General features: G+C 71.6%; 14 protein-coding genes. 12 read left to right on the forward strand and 2 right to left on the reverse strand.

Translation table 11 applies throughout. The annotated features are described in order from the left end of the window. Positions 1–8 precede the first annotated feature (8 nt). Complete coding sequence (locus DN051_RS31940) at positions 9–566, reverse strand: hypothetical protein (protein ID WP_246040677.1); 558 nt, start codon at positions 564–566, stop codon at positions 9–11. 603 nt (positions 567–1,169) lie between these two features. Between DN051_RS31940 and kdpF (DN051_RS31945) the strand changes: the two genes are divergently transcribed. The 6 genes from kdpF (DN051_RS31945) to DN051_RS31970 all read left to right on the forward strand — a co-directional run bounded on the left by kdpF (DN051_RS31945) (position 1,170) and on the right by DN051_RS31970 (position 9,086). Beyond that, entirely contained in the window at positions 1,170–1,259 is a 90-nt protein-coding gene (kdpF, locus tag DN051_RS31945) for a K(+)-transporting ATPase subunit F (protein ID WP_009326374.1), read from the forward strand. Positions 1,260–1,267: 8 nt separating this feature from the next. Continuing rightward, positions 1,268–2,929 carry a potassium-transporting ATPase subunit KdpA gene (kdpA, locus tag DN051_RS31950; RefSeq protein WP_112440148.1) on the forward strand — a complete coding sequence of 554 codons (1,662 nt, stop codon included), beginning with the start codon at positions 1,268–1,270 and terminating at the stop codon, positions 2,927–2,929. Then, positions 2,929–5,061 (forward strand): potassium-transporting ATPase subunit KdpB, encoded by a 2,133-nt coding sequence (gene kdpB / locus DN051_RS31955; RefSeq protein ID WP_199314721.1) that lies wholly within the window; start codon positions 2,929–2,931, stop codon positions 5,059–5,061. Before kdpA (DN051_RS31950) ends, kdpB (DN051_RS31955) begins: the two co-directional genes overlap by 1 nt. A 5-nt stretch (positions 5,062–5,066) precedes the next feature. Then, positions 5,067–5,735, forward strand: coding sequence for a potassium-transporting ATPase subunit C (locus tag DN051_RS31960; RefSeq protein WP_053761525.1), 669 nt, complete (start codon positions 5,067–5,069; stop codon positions 5,733–5,735). Between the two features lie 121 nt (positions 5,736–5,856). Further along, positions 5,857–6,540 (forward strand): response regulator, encoded by a 684-nt coding sequence (locus DN051_RS31965; protein ID WP_053761524.1) that lies wholly within the window; start codon positions 5,857–5,859, stop codon positions 6,538–6,540. A gap of 2 nt (positions 6,541–6,542) precedes the next feature. Beyond that, positions 6,543–9,086, forward strand: a complete 2,544-nt coding sequence (locus DN051_RS31970; RefSeq protein ID WP_053761523.1) for a sensor histidine kinase — start codon at positions 6,543–6,545, stop codon at positions 9,084–9,086. 27 nt (positions 9,087–9,113) lie between these two features. On the opposite strand, the gene DN051_RS31975 is transcribed toward DN051_RS31970, so the two are convergent. Further along, positions 9,114–9,680: a universal stress protein gene (locus DN051_RS31975; protein ID WP_112440150.1), complete on the reverse strand. Its 567-nt coding sequence runs from the start codon at positions 9,678–9,680 to the stop codon at positions 9,114–9,116. Between the two features lie 329 nt (positions 9,681–10,009). On the opposite strand from DN051_RS31975, the gene DN051_RS47840 reads away from it, so the two are divergent. The 6 genes from DN051_RS47840 to kdpA (DN051_RS32005) all read left to right on the forward strand — a co-directional run bounded on the left by DN051_RS47840 (position 10,010) and on the right by kdpA (DN051_RS32005) (position 16,759). Continuing rightward, on the forward strand, positions 10,010–10,549 hold the full coding sequence (locus DN051_RS47840; protein WP_112440152.1) for an SAV_915 family protein: 540 nt from the start codon (positions 10,010–10,012) through the stop codon (positions 10,547–10,549). A 13-nt stretch (positions 10,550–10,562) separates the two neighbouring features. Further along, positions 10,563–11,894 (forward strand): diaminopimelate decarboxylase, encoded by a 1,332-nt coding sequence (lysA, locus tag DN051_RS31985; RefSeq protein WP_112440154.1) that lies wholly within the window; start codon positions 10,563–10,565, stop codon positions 11,892–11,894. A gap of 95 nt (positions 11,895–11,989) precedes the next feature. Then, the gene (gene kdpF, locus DN051_RS31990; RefSeq protein ID WP_063797361.1) at positions 11,990–12,079 is read left to right on the forward strand and encodes a K(+)-transporting ATPase subunit F; all 90 of its coding nucleotides are present in this window, start codon (positions 11,990–11,992) and stop codon (positions 12,077–12,079) included. Beyond that, entirely contained in the window at positions 12,079–14,223 is a 2,145-nt protein-coding gene (gene kdpB / locus DN051_RS31995; RefSeq protein ID WP_112440156.1) for a potassium-transporting ATPase subunit KdpB, read from the forward strand. The genes kdpF (DN051_RS31990) and kdpB (DN051_RS31995) overlap by 1 nt, the downstream gene beginning before the upstream one ends. Next, entirely contained in the window at positions 14,220–15,092 is an 873-nt protein-coding gene (locus DN051_RS32000) for a potassium-transporting ATPase subunit C (protein WP_112440158.1), read from the forward strand. Before kdpB (DN051_RS31995) ends, DN051_RS32000 begins: the two co-directional genes overlap by 4 nt. A 5-nt stretch (positions 15,093–15,097) precedes the next feature. Next, positions 15,098–16,759: a potassium-transporting ATPase subunit KdpA gene (gene kdpA, locus DN051_RS32005; protein WP_112440160.1), complete on the forward strand. Its 1,662-nt coding sequence runs from the start codon at positions 15,098–15,100 to the stop codon at positions 16,757–16,759. Positions 16,760–16,836 lie beyond the last annotated feature (77 nt).

Raw genomic sequence — 16,836 nt, forward strand, 5'->3', positions numbered from 1 at the left:
AGCCGGTTCTAGTCCAGGCCCGACACCTTGAACACGGTACGGGCCGTCTCGGCGTCCAGCCGCGCCGAGACGCGCTTGAGGGCCGTGGGCCCGGACTGCAGGTAGCCGGACGCCTCGGCACGGTGGGCGTCCAGGTCGACGCGGTACCACAGCTCGGGGTTGTCGATCAGCACCCGCGGGTCGATCTCGATCCGGTCGCCGAAGGCGTCGCGCAGCAGCAGCCGCTGCGAGACGCCGTCCAGACTGCGCACCGACACGAGCAGGTCGGTGCGGACCCGTCGGGTGCGCAGCAGCGACCGCGAGGCGATCCATCCCTCACCCACGGACACGCGGGGCGGGCAGAGCACCAGGAACAGCAGCGTCGCGAGGCCGAGCCACAGCAGCGCACGCCAGGCGGTCAGGCTGCCGGCGCCCCAGTCGATCACCAGCAGCAAGGCGGCCAGCAGGCCGGCGCAGCCGGCAGCGCTGCGCACATCACGTGCCCAGTGGCGGTCGTGGACCGGCGGGCGGGGGTGCCGGGCCGGTCGGTCGGTCAGATCCCGGCCCCGGTCGTCACGGAGTCCCATACCCCCGACGCTAGATGCCGCGCGAGCGGGGGCCGCGGGCGTTGACGGCCCTCTGACGTACGGGGCAGGGTTCTTGACGCCGCCGCAGCGGCCGTTGCCGTCCCGCCGGCTCGCACGACCGCCGTACGGCGCGGGCGCGCCGGCCCGTCGGCAGCGCGCCGGACCCGGCGCGACCGCCCCAGCGCCGGAGCGGCCGTCCCGGCCTCCGTCCCGGCCTCCGTCCCGATCCCGTGCGGCGCCTGCGATGGTCCGTCCCGGCCTCCGTCCCGATCCCGCGCGGCACCTCCGCCGAGCACTCCGTGCGGCGTGAAACCGACGGCGTGATCCGTCGGCCCGGCTCGAACCGCCCTGACGATCGGCTTCCGCATTCGCGCAGGCCGGGTGGCCGTAAGAGTCGCGTCAAGGCGGCGCAGAGGGCCGTAAGGGAGCCGTCAACGGCGGTCGAAACCGGTCGGCGAGGCGGTTTCCTCGAACCGTTCTGTTCCAACCGAACCCAACCGAACCTCTACTCCAGGAGCTCACGATGGCCGATGTGGCCTTCGTCGTCACCACGATCGCGCTGTTCGCGCTGGTGACCCTCGTCGCCAAGGGGGTGACGAAGCTGTGACCGCAGAGAACGTAGTCGGCCTGGTCGTGGCCGTCGCCCTGCTGGGCTATCTCGTCCTCGCCCTGATCTTCCCGGAGAGGTTCTGAGCACGACAATGGGTCCCGTACTTGCCGGCGTGCTCCAGTTGCTCGCCCTCATCGGCGCACTGGCGATCGCCTACGTCCCCCTTGGCAACTACATGGCCAAGGTCTACTCCTCCGACAAGCACTGGCGTGTCGAGAAGTGGATCTACAAGGGGATAGGCGCCAACCCCGACACCGAGATGCGCTGGACCGCGTACCTGCGCGGTGTGCTCGCCTTCTCGGTGGCCGGTGTCCTCTTCCTCTACCTGCTCCAGCGGCTCCAGGGCATCCTGCCCGGCTCGCTCGGCTTCTCCGCGATCGACCCGGACCAGGCGTTCAACACCGCCGTGTCGTTCGTGGCCAACACCAACTGGCAGTCGTACTACGGCGAACAGGCCATGGGCCACGTCGTGCAGACCGGCGGCCTGGCCGTGCAGAACTTCGTCTCCGCGGCCGTCGGCATGGCCGTCGCGGTGGCGCTGGTGCGCGGCTTCGCCCGCTCGCGCACCGGTGACCTGGGCAACTTCTGGGCGGACCTGGTGCGCGGCACCGTCCGCATCCTGCTGCCGCTCGCCTTCGTCGGCGCGCTCGTCCTGGTCGCCGGCGGTGTCATCCAGAACTTCTCCGGTATCCACGAGGTCGGCCAGTTCATCGGCGGCTCGCAGGAGTGGAACGGCGGCGCCGTCGCCTCGCAGGAGGTCATCAAGGAGCTGGGCACCAACGGCGGCGGTTACTTCAACGCCAACAGCGCCCACCCCTTCGAGAACCCGACGCCGTTCACGAACCTCTTCGAGATCTTCCTGATCCTCGTCATCCCGTTCGCGCTGACCCGCACCTTCGGCGTGATGGTCGGCTCGGTCCGGCAGGGCTACGCGATCCTCGCCACCATGGCCACCATCTGGCTCGGCTTCGTCGCGCTGATGATGTGGACCGAGTTCGCCCACCGCGGCCCGGCGTTCGAGATCGCCGGCGGCGCGATGGAGGGCAAGGAGCTCCGCTTCGGCATCGGCGGTTCGTCGATCTTCGCGGTCTCCACCACGCTGACCTCGACCGGTGCGGTCGACTCCTTCCACTCCTCGTTCACCGGCCTCGGCGGCGGCATCACCATGCTCGGCATGATGCTGGGCGAGATCGCGCCCGGTGGTGTCGGTTCCGGCCTCTACGGCATGCTGATCATGGCGATCATCGCGGTGTTCATCGCCGGTCTGATGGTCGGCCGTACGCCGGAGTACCTGGGCAAGAAGATCGGCACCCGCGAGATCAAGCTGGCGGCCCTCTACATCCTGGTCACGCCCGCGCTGGTGCTCGTCTTCACCGGACTGGCCATGGCGCTGCCCACCCCGGGCAACTCGATGACCAACAGCGGGGCGCACGGCTTCTCCGAGATCCTGTACGCCTACACGTCCGCCGCGAACAACAACGGCTCGGCCTTCGCCGGTCTGAACGCGGACACCCAGTGGTTCAACAGCACGCTCGGCATCGCCATGCTGCTCGGCCGGTTCGTGCCGATGGTGTTCGTCCTGGCCCTCGCGGGTTCGCTCGCCGAGCAGAAGCCGGTACCGGCCACCGCGGGCACCCTGCGTACCGACAAGCCGCTGTACGCCGGTCTGCTCGTCGGCACGATCATCATCATCACCGGTCTCACGTACTTCCCGGCCCTGGCGCTGGGACCGCTGGCCGAGGGGCTGGCGTGATGACCACCCGGACACAGAAGCAAGAGGACTCGATGTCCACAGCCACTCCGACCCGGGCGCCGCACAGCGACGTACCCACCGGGCACAAGTCCGCCGAGGGCCGTGTCGGCGCGGGCCTCTTCGACCCGAGGCAACTGGTCAGGTCGCTGCCGGAAGCCTTCCGCAAGCTGCACCCGCGGGTGATGGTCAAGTCGCCCGTGATGTTCGTGGTGTGGATCGGCTCGATCCTGACCACCGTCTTCTCCTTCACGGACCCGGGCGACTGGTTCGGCTGGACGATCAGCGCGTGGCTCTGGCTCACCGTGATCTTCGCCAACCTGGCCGAGGCGGTCGCCGAGGGCCGCGGCAAGGCGCAGGCCGACACCCTGCGCAAGGCCAAGACCGACACCGTGGCCCGGCGCCTCGTGGGCGCCCGCGAGGAGCGGGTGCCCGGCACCGAACTGCGCATCGGCGACCAGGTCGTGTGCGAGGCCGGCGACATCATCCCCGGTGACGGCGACGTCGTCGAGGGCGTCGCGAGCGTCGACGAGTCGGCGATCACCGGTGAGTCCGCGCCCGTGATCCGTGAGTCGGGCGGCGACCGCTCCGCGGTCACCGGCGGCACCAAGGTGCTCTCCGACCGCATCGTCGTCAAGATCACGACGAAGCCGGGAGAGACCTTCATCGACCGGATGATCAGCCTCGTCGAGGGCGCGTCCCGGCAGAAGACGCCGAACGAGATCGCCCTGAACATCCTGCTCGCCTCGCTGACGATCGCCTTCCTGCTGGCGTGCGCCACGCTGCCCCCGTTCGCGGACTACGCCGGCACCGAGCTGACGATGGTCGTGCTGGTCGCCCTGCTGGTCTGCCTCATCCCGACCACGATCGGCGCCCTGCTTTCCGCGATCGGCATCGCGGGCATGGACCGGCTGGTGCAGCGCAACGTGCTGGCGATGTCGGGCCGCGCGGTCGAGGCCGCCGGCGACGTCTCCACCCTGCTGCTGGACAAGACCGGCACCATCACGCTCGGCAACCGGCAGGCCGCCGAGTTCGTGCCGGTCGGCGGCGTCACCGCCGCCGAGGTCGCGGACGCCGCCCAGCTGTCGTCGCTGGCCGACGAGACGCCCGAGGGCCGCTCCGTCGTCGTCCTCGCGAAGGACAAGTACGGGCTGCGCGAGCGCCACCAGGGCGAGCTGGCGAACGCCGAGTGGATCGCCTTCACCGCCCAGACCCGGATGTCCGGAGTCGACGTGGACGGCAGGAAGGTCCGCAAGGGCGCGGCCGGTTCCGTCATCGCCTGGGTGGGCGAGCGTGGCGGCCGGATCTCCGAGGACGCCGACCGGCTGGTCAGGGAGATCTCCCAGGCGGGCGGGACGCCGCTGCTCGTGGCGGTCGAGGACGCCGACGGGGCCCGTGTGCTGGGCGTCATCCACCTCAAGGACGTCGTCAAGGACGGCATGCGCGAGCGGTTCCAGGAACTGCGCCGCATGGGCATCAAGACCGTCATGATCACGGGTGACAACCCGCTGACGGCCAAGGCCATCGCCGAGGAGGCGGGCGTCGACGACTTCCTCGCGGAGGCGACTCCCGAGGACAAGATGGCGCTGATCAAGCGGGAGCAGGCGGGCGGCAAGCTGGTCGCGATGACCGGTGACGGCACCAACGACGCCCCGGCGCTCGCGCAGGCCGACGTCGGCGTGGCGATGAACACCGGTACGTCGGCCGCCAAGGAGGCCGGCAACATGGTCGACCTCGACTCCAACCCGACCAAGCTCATCGAGATCGTCGAGATCGGCAAGCAGTTGCTGATCACCCGCGGTGCGCTGACCACCTTCTCCATCGCCAACGACGTCGCGAAGTACTTCGCGATCATCCCGGCGCTGTTCGCGGCGGTCTACCCGGGCCTGGACAAGCTGAACATCATGCAGCTGTCCTCGCCGGACTCCGCGATCCTGTCGGCCGTCGTCTTCAACGCGCTCGTCATCATCGCGCTGGTGCCGCTCGCCCTGAAGGGCGTGCAGTACCGGCCGGTGAGCGCCGACCGGATGCTTCGGCGCAACCTCGGGATCTACGGCCTCGGCGGCCTGATAGCCCCCTTCATCGGCATCAAGGTCATCGACATGATCATCTCCCTCATCCCCGGAATCGGCTGATCGCCATGAACAACTCCGTATCGAACACCGCCCGGTTGTTCGGGGCGGGCCTGCGCGCCCTCCTCGTCCTGACCCTCGTACTGGGCGTCTTCTATCCGCTGGCCGTGACCGGCGTCGCCCAGGGGCTGTTCAACGACAAGGCGAACGGCTCGGAGATCACGTCGCAGGGCAAGGTCGTCGGCTCCTCCCTGATCGGTCAGGCGTACAACCTGCCCCTGAAGGAGGGCCAGGAGACCCCGGAAGCCGACCTGAAGTGGTTCCAGGGCCGTCCGCAGAACGGCCTGGGCACCAACAGCGTCAACACCCAGTACTCGCTGATCCTCTCCGGCGCCACCAACCGCTCCGGTGACAACGAGGAACTCATCCAGTGGGTGAAGGACGCCAAGGCCGCCGTGGTGAAGGACAACTCCGTCTCGGGCTACGAGGTCAAGCCCTCCCAGGTGCCCGCCGACGCGGTGACCTCCTCCGGCTCCGGCCTGGACCCGGACATCTCCCCGCAGTACGCGGACATCCAGGTCCACCGGGTCGCCGAGAAGAACGGACTGCCCGTCGCCGAGGTGCAAGAGCTCGTGGACGACCACACCGAGGGCCGCACGCTCGGATTCATGGGTGAGCCCCGGGTCAACGTCCTGGAGCTGAACATCGCGCTCAAGGAACTCGTGGCCAAGAGCTGACGGCGTTACGCGAATCGCGCGGGAGTCGGCGGCCGGAGACACCTTCCGGAACGGCCGGCTCCCGCCGCCATGCGGCCGGTTGCGGCGCAGCCGGCGTGTACGACAGGAAGGGCGCACACCCATGACCAGGGTGCTGGTGGTGGAGGACGACCCGCAGCTCGTCCGGGCTCTCGTGATCAACATGCAGGCGCGCCGCTACGGAGTGGACGCGGCCCCCGACGGGGCCACGGCCCTGCGTCTGGCCGCCGCCCGCCGGCCCGACGTGGTGATGCTCGACCTGGGGCTGCCCGACATGGACGGGGTCGACGTCATCAAGGCGCTGCGCGGCTGGACACGGGTCCCGGTCCTGGTGCTCTCGGCCCGTCAGGCCTCCGACGAGAAGGTCGCGGCACTGGACGCAGGCGCCGACGACTACGTCACCAAGCCGTTCAGCATGGACGAACTCATGGCGCGGCTGCGGGCCGCCGTCCGCCGCACCGAGGAGGTCCCGGCCGCCGTCGGGAGAACGGTCGTGCGGACCGCGGGCTTCACCATCGACCTGCTCGCGAAGAAGGCGGTGCGGGACGGCCGCGACGTACGGCTCACGCCGACCGAATGGCATCTGCTGGAGATCCTGGTCACCAACCGCGGCCGGCTCGTCACGCAGAAGCACCTGCTCCAGGAGGTCTGGGGGGTGTCCCGGCGCAGCAAGACGAACTACCTGAGGGTCTACATGGCCCAGCTGCGGCGCAAGTTGGAAACGGACCCCGCGCACCCCCGCTACCTCATCACCGAACCCGGCATGGGTTACCGCTTCGAAGGGTGAACATGGCACGCGGCAAGCTTCGGATCTACCTCGGCGCCGCCCCGGGCGTCGGCAAGACCTACGCGATGCTCTCCGAGGCGCACCGGCGCGTCGAACGGGGCACCGACTGCGTGGTGGCCTTCGTCGAGCACCACGACCGGCCGCGCACCGAGGTGATGCTGCACGGTCTGGAACAGGTGCAGCGCCGGCGACTCGACTACCGGGGCGGCGTGTTCGGCGAGATGGACGTGGACGCGGTGCTGGCCCGGCGGCCGCAGGTCGCGCTGGTCGACGAACTCGCCCACACCAACGTCCCCGGCTCCCGCAACACCAAGCGCTGGCAGGACGTGGAGGAACTGCTGGCCGCGGGCATCGACGTCATCTCCACGGTCAACATCCAGCACCTGGAGTCCCTCGGCGACGTCGTCGAGTCCATCACGGGCATCCGGCAGCGCGAGACGGTGCCCGACGAGGTCGTGCGCCGCGCGGACCAGGTCGACCTCGTCGACATGTCCCCCGAGGCGCTGCGGCGGCGCATGGCGCACGGCAACATCTACAAGTCGGACAAGGTCGACGCGGCGCTGTCCAACTACTTCCGGCCCGGAAACCTCACCGCGCTGCGCGAACTGGCGCTGCTGTGGGTGGCCGACCGGGTCGACGAATACCTCACCGAGTACCGCAGCGAACACCGGGTCTCGAAGATCTGGGGTTCGCGCGAGCGGATCGTGGTCGGCCTGACCGGCGGACCGGAGGGCCGGACCCTGATCCGCCGGGCCGTGCGGCTGGCGGAGAAGGGCGCCGGCGGTGAGGTGCTGGCCGTCTACATCTCCCGCAGCGACGGACTGACCGGCGCCTCACCGAAGGAACTGGCCGTCCAGCGCACCCTGGTGGAGGATCTCGGCGGCACCTTCCACCAGGTGGTCGGCGAGGACGTACCGGCGGCGCTGCTGGACTTCGCCCGCGGTGTCAACGCCACCCAGATCGTGCTCGGCGTCTCGCGCCGCAAGACCTGGCAGTACGTCCTCGGGCCGGGTGTCGGCGCCACCGTCGCCCGCGAGTCCGGGCCCGACCTCGACGTCCACCTCATCACCCACGCCGAGGCCGGAAAGGGCCGCGGACTGCCGGTGGCGCGCGGCGCGCGTCTGGGCCGACCCCGCGTCGTCCGGGGCTGGCTCGTCGGCGTGCTCGGTCCCGTCCTGCTGACCCTCCTGCTGACGAGCGTCACCCCCGAGGTCGGCCTCGCCAACGACATGCTGCTGTACCTGACGTTCACGGTGGCGGCGGCCCTGCTCGGCGGACTGCTGCCGGCGCTGGCCTCGGCGGTGGTGGGCTCGCTGCTGCTCAACTGGTTCTTCACACCCCCGGTCCACACCCTGACCATCGCCGACCCGAAGAACATCGTCGCCATCGCCATCTTCATAGGCGTGGCGGTGTCGGTGGCCTCCGTGGTGGACCTGGCGGCCCGGCGCACCCAGCAGGCGTCCCGGCTGCGGGCGGAGTCGGAGATCCTGTCCTTCCTCGCGGGCAACGTGTTGCGCGGCGAGACCGGCCTCGAGGAACTGCTGGAGCGGGTGCGCGAGACGTTCGGCATGGAGTCCGTGGCGCTGCTCGAGCGGGAGGCCGACGTGGCGCCCTGGACCTGCGCGGGCAGCGTGGGGCCGCGGCCGGTCGCCAACCCGGAGGACGCGGACGTGGACATGCCGGTCGGCGACCACACCGCGCTCGCGCTCAACGGCCGTGTGCTGCCCGCCGAGGACCGCCGGGTGCTCGCCGCCTTCGCCGCGCAGGCCGTGGTCGTCCTCGACCGCCGGCGGCTCCAGGAGGAGGCGGACCGGGCCCGTACGCTGGCCGAGGGCAACCGCATCCGCACCGCGCTGCTGGCCGCCGTCAGCCACGATCTGCGGACCCCGCTCGCGGGCATCAAGGCGTCGGTGACCTCACTGCGTTCGGACGACGTCGAGTGGTCCGAGGAGGACCGGGCCGCCCTGCTGGAGGCGATCGAGGAGGGCGCGGACCGGCTCGACCACCTGGTCGGCAACCTGCTCGACATGTCCCGCCTCCAGACCGGCACCGTCTCCCCGCTGGTCCGGGAGATCGACCTCGACGAAGTGGTGCCGATGGCCCTCGGCGGGGTCCCCGAGGGCAGCGTCGATCTCGACATCCCGGAGACGCTGCCGATGGTCCACGTCGACAAGGGACTGCTGGAGCGGTCGGTGGCCAACCTCGTGGAGAACGCGGTCAAGTACAGCCCGCCCGGCGCCCGGGTCCTGGTGTCCGCGAGCGCCATCAACGAACGGGTGGAGGTGCGGGTGGTGGACCGCGGGCCCGGTGTCCCGGACGACGCCAAGGAGCGCATCTTCGAGCCCTTCCAGCGCCACGGCGACGCCCCGCGCGGCGCCGGGGTGGGGCTCGGCCTCGCCGTCGCCCGCGGCTTCGCCGAGGCCATGGGCGGCACGCTGAACGCGGAGGACACCCCGGGCGGCGGTCTGACCATGGTGCTCAGCCTGCGCCGGGTGCCGGGCCGCCGCCCGGACCGGCCGGACTACTCGGCGCGGGTGGTCTCGTAGCGACTGGACGGCCCGCCGGTTCGGGCCTCAGGCCTCCGGCGGGACCGTCTCCGGACGGTCGGCGAGTTCCCGGGCGTCCAGCCGCAGCCGCCACGCGTTGCGGCGGTGCACCGCGGCCAGCTCGGACTCCAGCGGTGACGGCGGCACCGCGAGCACCGGGCAGTCGGCATGGGCCAGGCAGTAGCGGCTCACCGAGCGGTTGAGCGCCCGGTGCCAGGGAGCGCGGCGTCCGGCGCCCACCACCAGGACGTCGTCCGCGCGGTCCGCGACCTCCACCAGGGCGCGCCCCGGAGTACCGCGCGCCACCAGCGCGCACATCGCGACCCCGGGGCCCCGCTCGCCGAAGACGTCCCCGAGCGCGTACAGCAGCCGCTCACGGGCCGACGCCTGCCACTCCTCGACCTGCACGCACGACATCGGCGACCGGCTCGTGACGCGCTCACCGCCGGGTGGCTCCCAGGCCAGCACCGGCCACAGTTCGGCCCCCCGGCACCGGGCCTCGTGGGCCGCCCGGCCCAGAGCGGTCAGACTTCCCAGGGAGCCGCTCACGCCGACGACGACACGAGGGGCACCGGAGCTGTCGTAACCGGACATGACTCCACCGTTCCTTCGCACCACACCCGCGCGCCCGCGGCCCGCGGACGGCCCTGCGGGCCGCACTCCCATCCCACTCCGGCGGGCGGCCCGCGAACAGGCGCGGCCCCACTTCTTGGCGCACCTCTAGCGCCCCCGGCGGGGGCCGGCCGGACCCACCGTCAGCATCCCGTCAGCGTCAGCCCCCTCGCCGTCAGCATCCCGTCATGACCCGTCGGAGCCGCCCGGGTGACGGGCATAGCGTCAGACATGCGCCCCGGCCGCCTCCCCGCGACCCGGGGCACCTCAGCCAGAAAAGCAACCAGCTCGGATCCTCCAGGAGGCATCCCATGGCAGATCTCATGTGCGAAGACCCGGAGCCTTCCAATCCGTTCCCGGCCGGACCTCTCCACGTTCCCGTCCGGTCGGGACCGGCAGGCTGCACGGCCCGGCTCTTTCGCAGCCCGCTCGGTGAGCGCACGGCCGTCGGCTTCACCTCCGAACGTCGACTGAGGGCGACCCTGGGACCCGACCAGGCCTGGATCCGGCTGGCCGAGCCCGCGCTGCGCGCGCTGACCGCGCCGCTCGGCGTCACCACCGTCACGATCGACCCCCAGTTCTCCGCACCGGCGCCCGCCCGCGACACCGCCGCGGCCCCCGCGCCCGGCGCTGCCGCCGCAACGGCGCCCGCCCGCGAGAGCGTCGCGGCGACCGCGCCCGGCACCCCGCCCGCCCAGGAGTCCTCCTGCGCGCCGGGCACCCCCGCGCAGCGGGCCGTACCGGGACCGGACGGCCACCGCCGCGCCCCATGGGACCCCCAGGCGGTCGGCGCGCTGCGCGTGACCGGCGCCGCCGCCCTCGTCTCGGCACTCGCGTTGTGGATCGGTTGAGAGGGACCGCACGATGACCACTGTTCACGAACCCGCCGTCACCACCACCGACGCCCTGTCGGTGTGGCCGGCGTCCACTGCCGAGCCGCAACCCGGCGACCTCGGTGTCGGCGGCGTACCGCTGGCCGAGATCGCCGACCGCTTCGGCACCCCCGTCTACGTCCTCGACGAGGGGGAGGTGCGTGACCGCTGCCGCACCTACCGGCACGCGTTCCCCGACGCCGACGTGGTGTACGCGGCCAAGGCGTTCCTGTGCCGCGCGATGGTCCACTGGGTGGACGAGGAGGGCCTCGGGCTCGACGTCTGCTCCGCCGGTGAACTGGAGCTGGCGGTCACCGCCGGCTTCCCGCCGGAGAAGATCGTCCTGCACGGCAACGCCAAGTCGCCGCGGGACCTGGAGACCGCGCTGCGCCTCGGCGTCGGCCGCATCGTCATCGACGGCCCGTCCGAGATCGCCCGGCTGGCGGCGGCCGTAGGACCCGAGGGCCGACAGAAGGTCATGGTCCGGGTGATCCCCGGTATCAGCGCCGGCGGACACGCGAAGATCCGCACCGGCACCGACGACCAGAAGTTCGGCCTGTCCATCTCCGACGGCTACGCCCAGCACGCGATCGCCCGCATCCTCGACCAGCCGCAGCTCGAACTGACCGGTCTGCACTGCCACCTGGGGTCGCAGATCACCAGCGTCAAGCCCTATCTGTCGGCGGTGCGCCGCATGGTCGGCCTGATGGCGCGGCTGCACGAGCAGCACGGCATCGTCCTGCCGGAACTCGACCTCGGCGGCGGCCACGGCATCGCCTACCGGCCGGGCGAACCGGCCCTGGACCTGACCGCGCTGGCCCGCAAGGTGCGCGCCGAACTGATCGCGGCGTGCGCGGCGGCCGGACTGCGGGTGCCCCGCCTGATGATCGAACCGGGCCGCGCCATCGCCGGCCCGGCCGGTGTCGCCCTCTACCACGTCCTCGCCGTGAAGCGCACGGGCTCGCAGGTCTTCGTCGCCGTGGACGGCGGGATGAGCGACAACCCGCGGCCCGCCCTGTACGGCGTGCGCTACGCGCCCCGCCTGGTCGGCCGGCACAGCGCCGTGCCGACCACGCCGGTGACGGTGGTCGGCCGGCACTGCGAGGCCGGTGACGTCCTCGCCGCCGACGTCGAACTGCCCGAGGACGTACGGCCCGGAGACCTGCTCGCCGTCCCCGTCGCGGGCGCCTACCACCTGTCCATGGCCTCCGGCTACAACATGGTCGGCCGCCCGCCGGTGGCCGCCGTCGCGGACGGCCGCGCCCGGCTCCTGATCCGCCGCGAGTCCCTGGACGACATCCGCAGCCGCGACGTCGGCCTGTAACCCGCTCCGCCCCCGGTCCACCTCCGGTCGAGTGACGGCCACGCCCTCGACCGGAGGTGTCCCATGCCCTTTCCGAGACGACCTGTGAGGAACACGTGACGGCCGAGAACGTCGTGGGGCTGATCGTCGCGATCGCCCTGCTGGCCTACCTGGTGGTTGCGCTGATCAAGCCGGAGCGCTTCTGATGACCGCGCCCGCGCCCCTGAGAGCGAAACCCGCCGAGGAGATACGGCCGCCCGAACCGGGACCGGCCCGCCGGATCGGCGCCGGCCTGCTCGACCCGCAGCAGCTCTGGCGTGCGCTGCCCGCCGCGCTGTGCAAGCTCAACCCGCTCACCCTGGCCCGCAGTCCGGTCATGTTCGTCACCGAGATCGGTGCCGCGCTGACCACCGTCCTCGCCGTCGCCCAGCCGTCGGTGTTCGGCTGGCTCATCACCGTCTGGCTGTGGCTCACGGTCGTCTTCGCCAATCTGGCCGAGGCGGTCGCCGAGAGCCGCGGCCGGGCGCAGGCCGACACGCTGCGCGGCATGCGCCGGCAGACCGTCGCACGCCGGCTGGTGGGCGGCGCCGAGGAGCGCGTGTCCGCGGCGGAACTGCGCCGGGGCGACGCGGTGGTGGTCGAGGCCGGTGAACTCGTACCGGGCGACGGGGACGTGATCGAGGGCGTCGCCAGCGTCGACGAGTCGGCGATCACCGGTGAGTCCGCGCCGGTCATCCGCGAGTCGGGCGGCGACCGCTGCGCCGTCACCGGCGGCACCGAGGTGCTGTCGGACCGCATCGTCGTGCGCATCACGCAGGAGCCGGGCGCGTCCTTCCTGGACCGGATGATCTCCCTGGTGGAGGGCGCCGACCGGAAGAAGACCCCCAACGAACTGGCGCTCAACCTTCTGCTGGTCATGATGACCTTCGTCTTCCTGGTCGCGGTCGTCACACTCCAGCCGATGGCGGTGTTCTCCAAGGACTTCATGGCAGCCGCCCACGACACGCAGGCACTGACCGCCGACGGCGTCACCGGCATCGTGCTGGTCTCGCTGCTGGTCTGCCTGATCCCGACGACGATCGGCGGGCTGCTGTCCGCGATCGGCATCGCCGGCATGGACCGGCTGGTGCAGCGCAACGTGCTCGCCATGTCCGGGCGGGCGGTCGAGGCGGCGGGCGACGTCAACACCCTGCTGCTGGACAAGACCGGCACCATCACCTTCGGCAACCGGCGGGCCGGTGCGCTGCTCCCGCTCGGCCCGGTCACCGGACGCCGGCTCGCCGACGCCGCCCTGCTCTCCAGCCTCGCCGACGAGACGCCCGAGGGCCGCTCGATCGTGGCGTACGCGCGGGAGAAGTTCGCCCTGGACAGGAGCGCGCGCGCCGACGCCGCCTGGGTGCCGTTCAGCGCCACCACCAGGATGTCGGGCGTGGACCTGCCCGGCGGACACCGGCTGCGCAAGGGCGCGGCCACCGCCGTGGCCCGATGGGTCCGGGACAACGGCGGTGAGGTTCCGGCCGCTCTCGACGCCTGCGTCGACCAGGTCTCGGCCTCCGGCGGCACCCCGCTCGCGGTCGCCGAGCACACCGCCGAGGGCCCGGCACGGCTGCTCGGCGTCGTGCACCTCAAGGACGTCGTCAAGCCCGGCCTGCGCGAACGCTTCGCGGAGCTGCGGCGGATGGGCATCCGTACGGTGATGGTCACCGGCGACAACCCGGTGACCGCGAAGGCCATCGCCGACGAGGCGGGCGTGGACGACTTCCTCGCGGAGGCGACACCGGAGGACAAGCTCGCGCTGATCAGGCGGGAGCAGGCGGGCGGCAAGCTGGTCGCGATGACCGGTGACGGCACCAACGACGCCCCGGCGCTCGCGCAGGCCGACGTCGGCGTGGCGATGAACACCGGTACGTCGGCCGCCAAGGAGGCCGGCAACATGGTCGACCTCGACTCCGACCCCACGAAGATCATCGACATCGTCGAGATCGGCAAGCAACTCCTCGTCACCCGCGGCGCGTTGACCACATTCTCTCTGGCCAACGACATCGCGAAGTACTTCGCGATCCTCCCGGCGATGTTCGGCGGGGTCCACTCCTCGCTCGACGCGGTCAACGTGATGCGGCTGCACTCGCCGACCTCGGCGATCCTGTCCGCGGTCGTCTTCAACGCACTGATCATCGTCGCCCTGATCCCGCTCGCCCTGCGCGGCGTGCGCTACCGGCCGGGGGACGCCGACTCCCTGCTCACCCGCAACCTGTGGATCTACGGCGTGGGCGGGCTGATCCTGCCCTTCCTCGCGATCAAGTTCATCGACCTCGCCGTCGTCCAGTTCATCCCGGGAATCCGATCATGAACCTCCGCACCCGGATGCCCTCCTGGATCGGCCACCATGTGGCGGCGATCCGGGTGGTCGTCGCACTGACCCTGCTCGTCGGGCTCGCCCACCCCCTCGCGATGACCGCGATCGCCCAGGTCCCCGGACTGCGCGACAACGCCCGCGGCTCCGTACTCGCCGAGGGCGGCAGCACGCTGATCGGCCAGTCCTTCCTGGACGACGACGGCAACCCGATCCCGTCCTACTTCCAGTCCCGGCCCTCCCACGCCGGCGACGGCTACGACGCCTCGGCGTCGGCCGCCGGAAACCTCGGCCCGGAGTCCACGGTCGACGTCCTCGGCCCCGACGGCAGGCAGAGCCTGCTGACCCAGGTCTGCGCCCGCAGCAAGGCGGTCGGCGAGCTGGAGCGGGTCGACGGCTCCCGCCCGTTCTGCACGGGTGACGGCGTCGGCGCGGTCCTCGGCGTCTTCCGCGCGGACGGCACCACCGGCCGGGCCACCCGCGTCGTCAGCCTCAACCAGGCCTGCCCGGCGAAGCCGTTCCGCGCCGTGTACGAGGGTGTGACCGTCGAGTGCGCCGAGCCGGGAACGGACTACGCGCGAGCGGTGGTCACCCCGGTACGCGGCGACGCGCCCGCCGGCCCGGCGGTCCCGGCCGACGCCGTCACCGCGAGCGCCAGCGGCCTCGACCCGCACATCAGCCCCGCGTACGCCGGACTCCAGACCCCGCGGATCGCCCGCGAACGAGGCCTGGACGAGCGGGCAGTACGCAGGCTCGTCGACGAACACACCACCGGCCGCGGGCTCGGCGTCCTCGGCGCACCGGCGGTGAACGTCGTCGAACTCAACGCGGCGCTCGACCGCACCCAGCCGCTGAAGGGGGCCTGACCCACATGTACGGCTGGCTCCAGGCCACCCTGATCCTCGCGGTCGTCGTCGGTCTGCACGTACCGCTCGGCGACTACATGGCGCGCGCCCTCGACGGCGGGCGGCACAGCCGCGCCGAGCGGTTCCTCCACAAGGTCTGCGGCATCGACCCGGACCGGGAACAGGACTGGCGGCACTACCTGTTCGCGCTCCTCGCGTTCAGCGTCACGAGCATCGCCGCGCTGTTCACCCTGTTCACCCTCCAGGGACGGCTGCCCTGGTCCACGGGGCACGAGGGCATGCCGTGGCGGCTCGCCCTGCACACCGCGGTCAGCTTCACCACCAACACCAGCTGGCAGAACTACGCGGGCGAGTCCACCACCGGCCACCTGGCGGTGATGGCGGGCCTGGGCGTCCAGGCGTTCGCCTCCGGTGCCGTCGGCCTGTGCGTGGCGCTCGCCCTCATCCGGGGCCTGACGCGCCGCGACACCGACCTGCTGGGCAACTTCTGGGTGGACCTGATCCGCTCGGTGCTGCGGATCTTCCTGCCCCTGTCGGTCGTCTTCGGCATCGTGCTGATCGCGCTGGGCGTCCCCCAGAGCCTGGGCGGCGCGCACATCGTCACCACGGTCGCCGGGGGCGAGCAGACCCTGCTCGGCGGCCCGGTCGGCTCCTGGGAGCCGGTGAAGCTCATGTCGGGCGACGGCGGCGGCATCTTCAACGCCAACAGCGCGCACCCCTACGAGAACCCGACGGCGGTCACCAACGCGATCGAGATCGTGCTGATGCTGCTGATCCCGACCGCCTTCATCCGCACCTACGGCCGGATGATCGGCTCACTGCGGCAGAGCTGGACCCTGCTCGCCGTGGTCGGCATCCTCTTCGGTCTGCTGCTCGCGGCCGGCAACCTCGCGCAGAGCGCGCACAACGGCACCGTCACCGAGGCGGTCGGCGGCCAGTACGAGGGCACCGAGACCCGTTTCGGCGTTCCCGCCTCCACGCTTTTCGGGGTGGCGGCCACCGGAACGGCCGACGGCGCGGCGAACGCGTCCTACGACAGCTTCTCGAGTCTCGGCGGCGGGGTGCTGCTGTCGGCGATGATGCTCGGCGAGATCGCCCCGGGCGGAACCGGCAGCGGACTGTACGGCCTGATCATGGCCGTGATGGTGGCCGTCTTCATCGGCGGTCTGATGGTCGGCCGCACCCCCGAGTACCTGCGCAAGCGGCTCGGCTTCGGGGAGATGCGCCACGTCGTGCTGTACGCCCTGGTCTCGCCCACGGCCGTGCTGGCCTGTGTGGCGCTCGCGGTGGCGCTCGGCCACGGTCCGTCCTCCATGGGCAACCCCGGACCGCACGGACTGACGGAGCTGACCTACGCGTACACCTCCAACGTCAACAGCAACGGCAGCGCGATGGCGGGCTTCAACGGCGCCACCGACTTCCACAATCTGCTGATGTCGGCGGCGATGCTGATCGGCCGCTGCCTGCCGATGGTGTTCGTGCTCGCGCTGGCCGGGCGACTGGCCCGGCAACGGCCCGGCGTCGTCACCGTGGGCACCCTCCAGGCCCGCGGCGTCAACTTCGTCGCCCTGGCCACCGGCGCCGCCCTCCTGCTGGCGCTGCTCAACTATCTGCCGGTGCTGTCCCTGGGACCACTGGCGGAGGGCCTGATGCGGGGGAGCACCTGACCGACCACGGGCGGTGACGGCTGCCGGACACGCGTCGGGGCCGGTTCGCGGTGGTTGTCCGCGGGCCGGCCCCTCAT

This window comes from Streptomyces cadmiisoli (genome assembly GCF_003261055.1).
Classification (GTDB): domain Bacteria; phylum Actinomycetota; class Actinomycetes; order Streptomycetales; family Streptomycetaceae; genus Streptomyces; species Streptomyces cadmiisoli.

Bases quoted from the DNA above. Each gene is read 5' to 3' on its own strand.
- kdpA (WP_112440148.1), top strand. From the start codon at position 1,268: ATGGGTCCCGTACTTGCCGGCGTGCTCCAGTTGCTCGCCCTCATCGGC.
- lysA (WP_112440154.1), top strand. From the start codon at position 10,563: ATGACCACTGTTCACGAACCCGCCGTCACCACCACCGACGCCCTGTCG.
- kdpB (WP_112440156.1), top strand. From the start codon at position 12,079: ATGACCGCGCCCGCGCCCCTGAGAGCGAAACCCGCCGAGGAGATACGG.
- DN051_RS31970 (WP_053761523.1), top strand. From the start codon at position 6,543: ATGGCACGCGGCAAGCTTCGGATCTACCTCGGCGCCGCCCCGGGCGTC.
- DN051_RS31975 (WP_112440150.1), bottom strand. From the start codon at position 9,680: ATGTCCGGTTACGACAGCTCCGGTGCCCCTCGTGTCGTCGTCGGCGTG.
- DN051_RS31960 (WP_053761525.1), top strand. From the start codon at position 5,067: ATGAACAACTCCGTATCGAACACCGCCCGGTTGTTCGGGGCGGGCCTG.
- kdpA (WP_112440160.1), top strand. From the start codon at position 15,098: ATGTACGGCTGGCTCCAGGCCACCCTGATCCTCGCGGTCGTCGTCGGT.
- DN051_RS32000 (WP_112440158.1), top strand. From the start codon at position 14,220: ATGAACCTCCGCACCCGGATGCCCTCCTGGATCGGCCACCATGTGGCG.
- kdpB (WP_199314721.1), top strand. From the start codon at position 2,929: ATGACCACCCGGACACAGAAGCAAGAGGACTCGATGTCCACAGCCACT.
- DN051_RS31940 (WP_246040677.1), bottom strand. From the start codon at position 566: ATGGGACTCCGTGACGACCGGGGCCGGGATCTGACCGACCGACCGGCC.
- DN051_RS47840 (WP_112440152.1), top strand. From the start codon at position 10,010: ATGGCAGATCTCATGTGCGAAGACCCGGAGCCTTCCAATCCGTTCCCG.
- DN051_RS31965 (WP_053761524.1), top strand. From the start codon at position 5,857: ATGACCAGGGTGCTGGTGGTGGAGGACGACCCGCAGCTCGTCCGGGCT.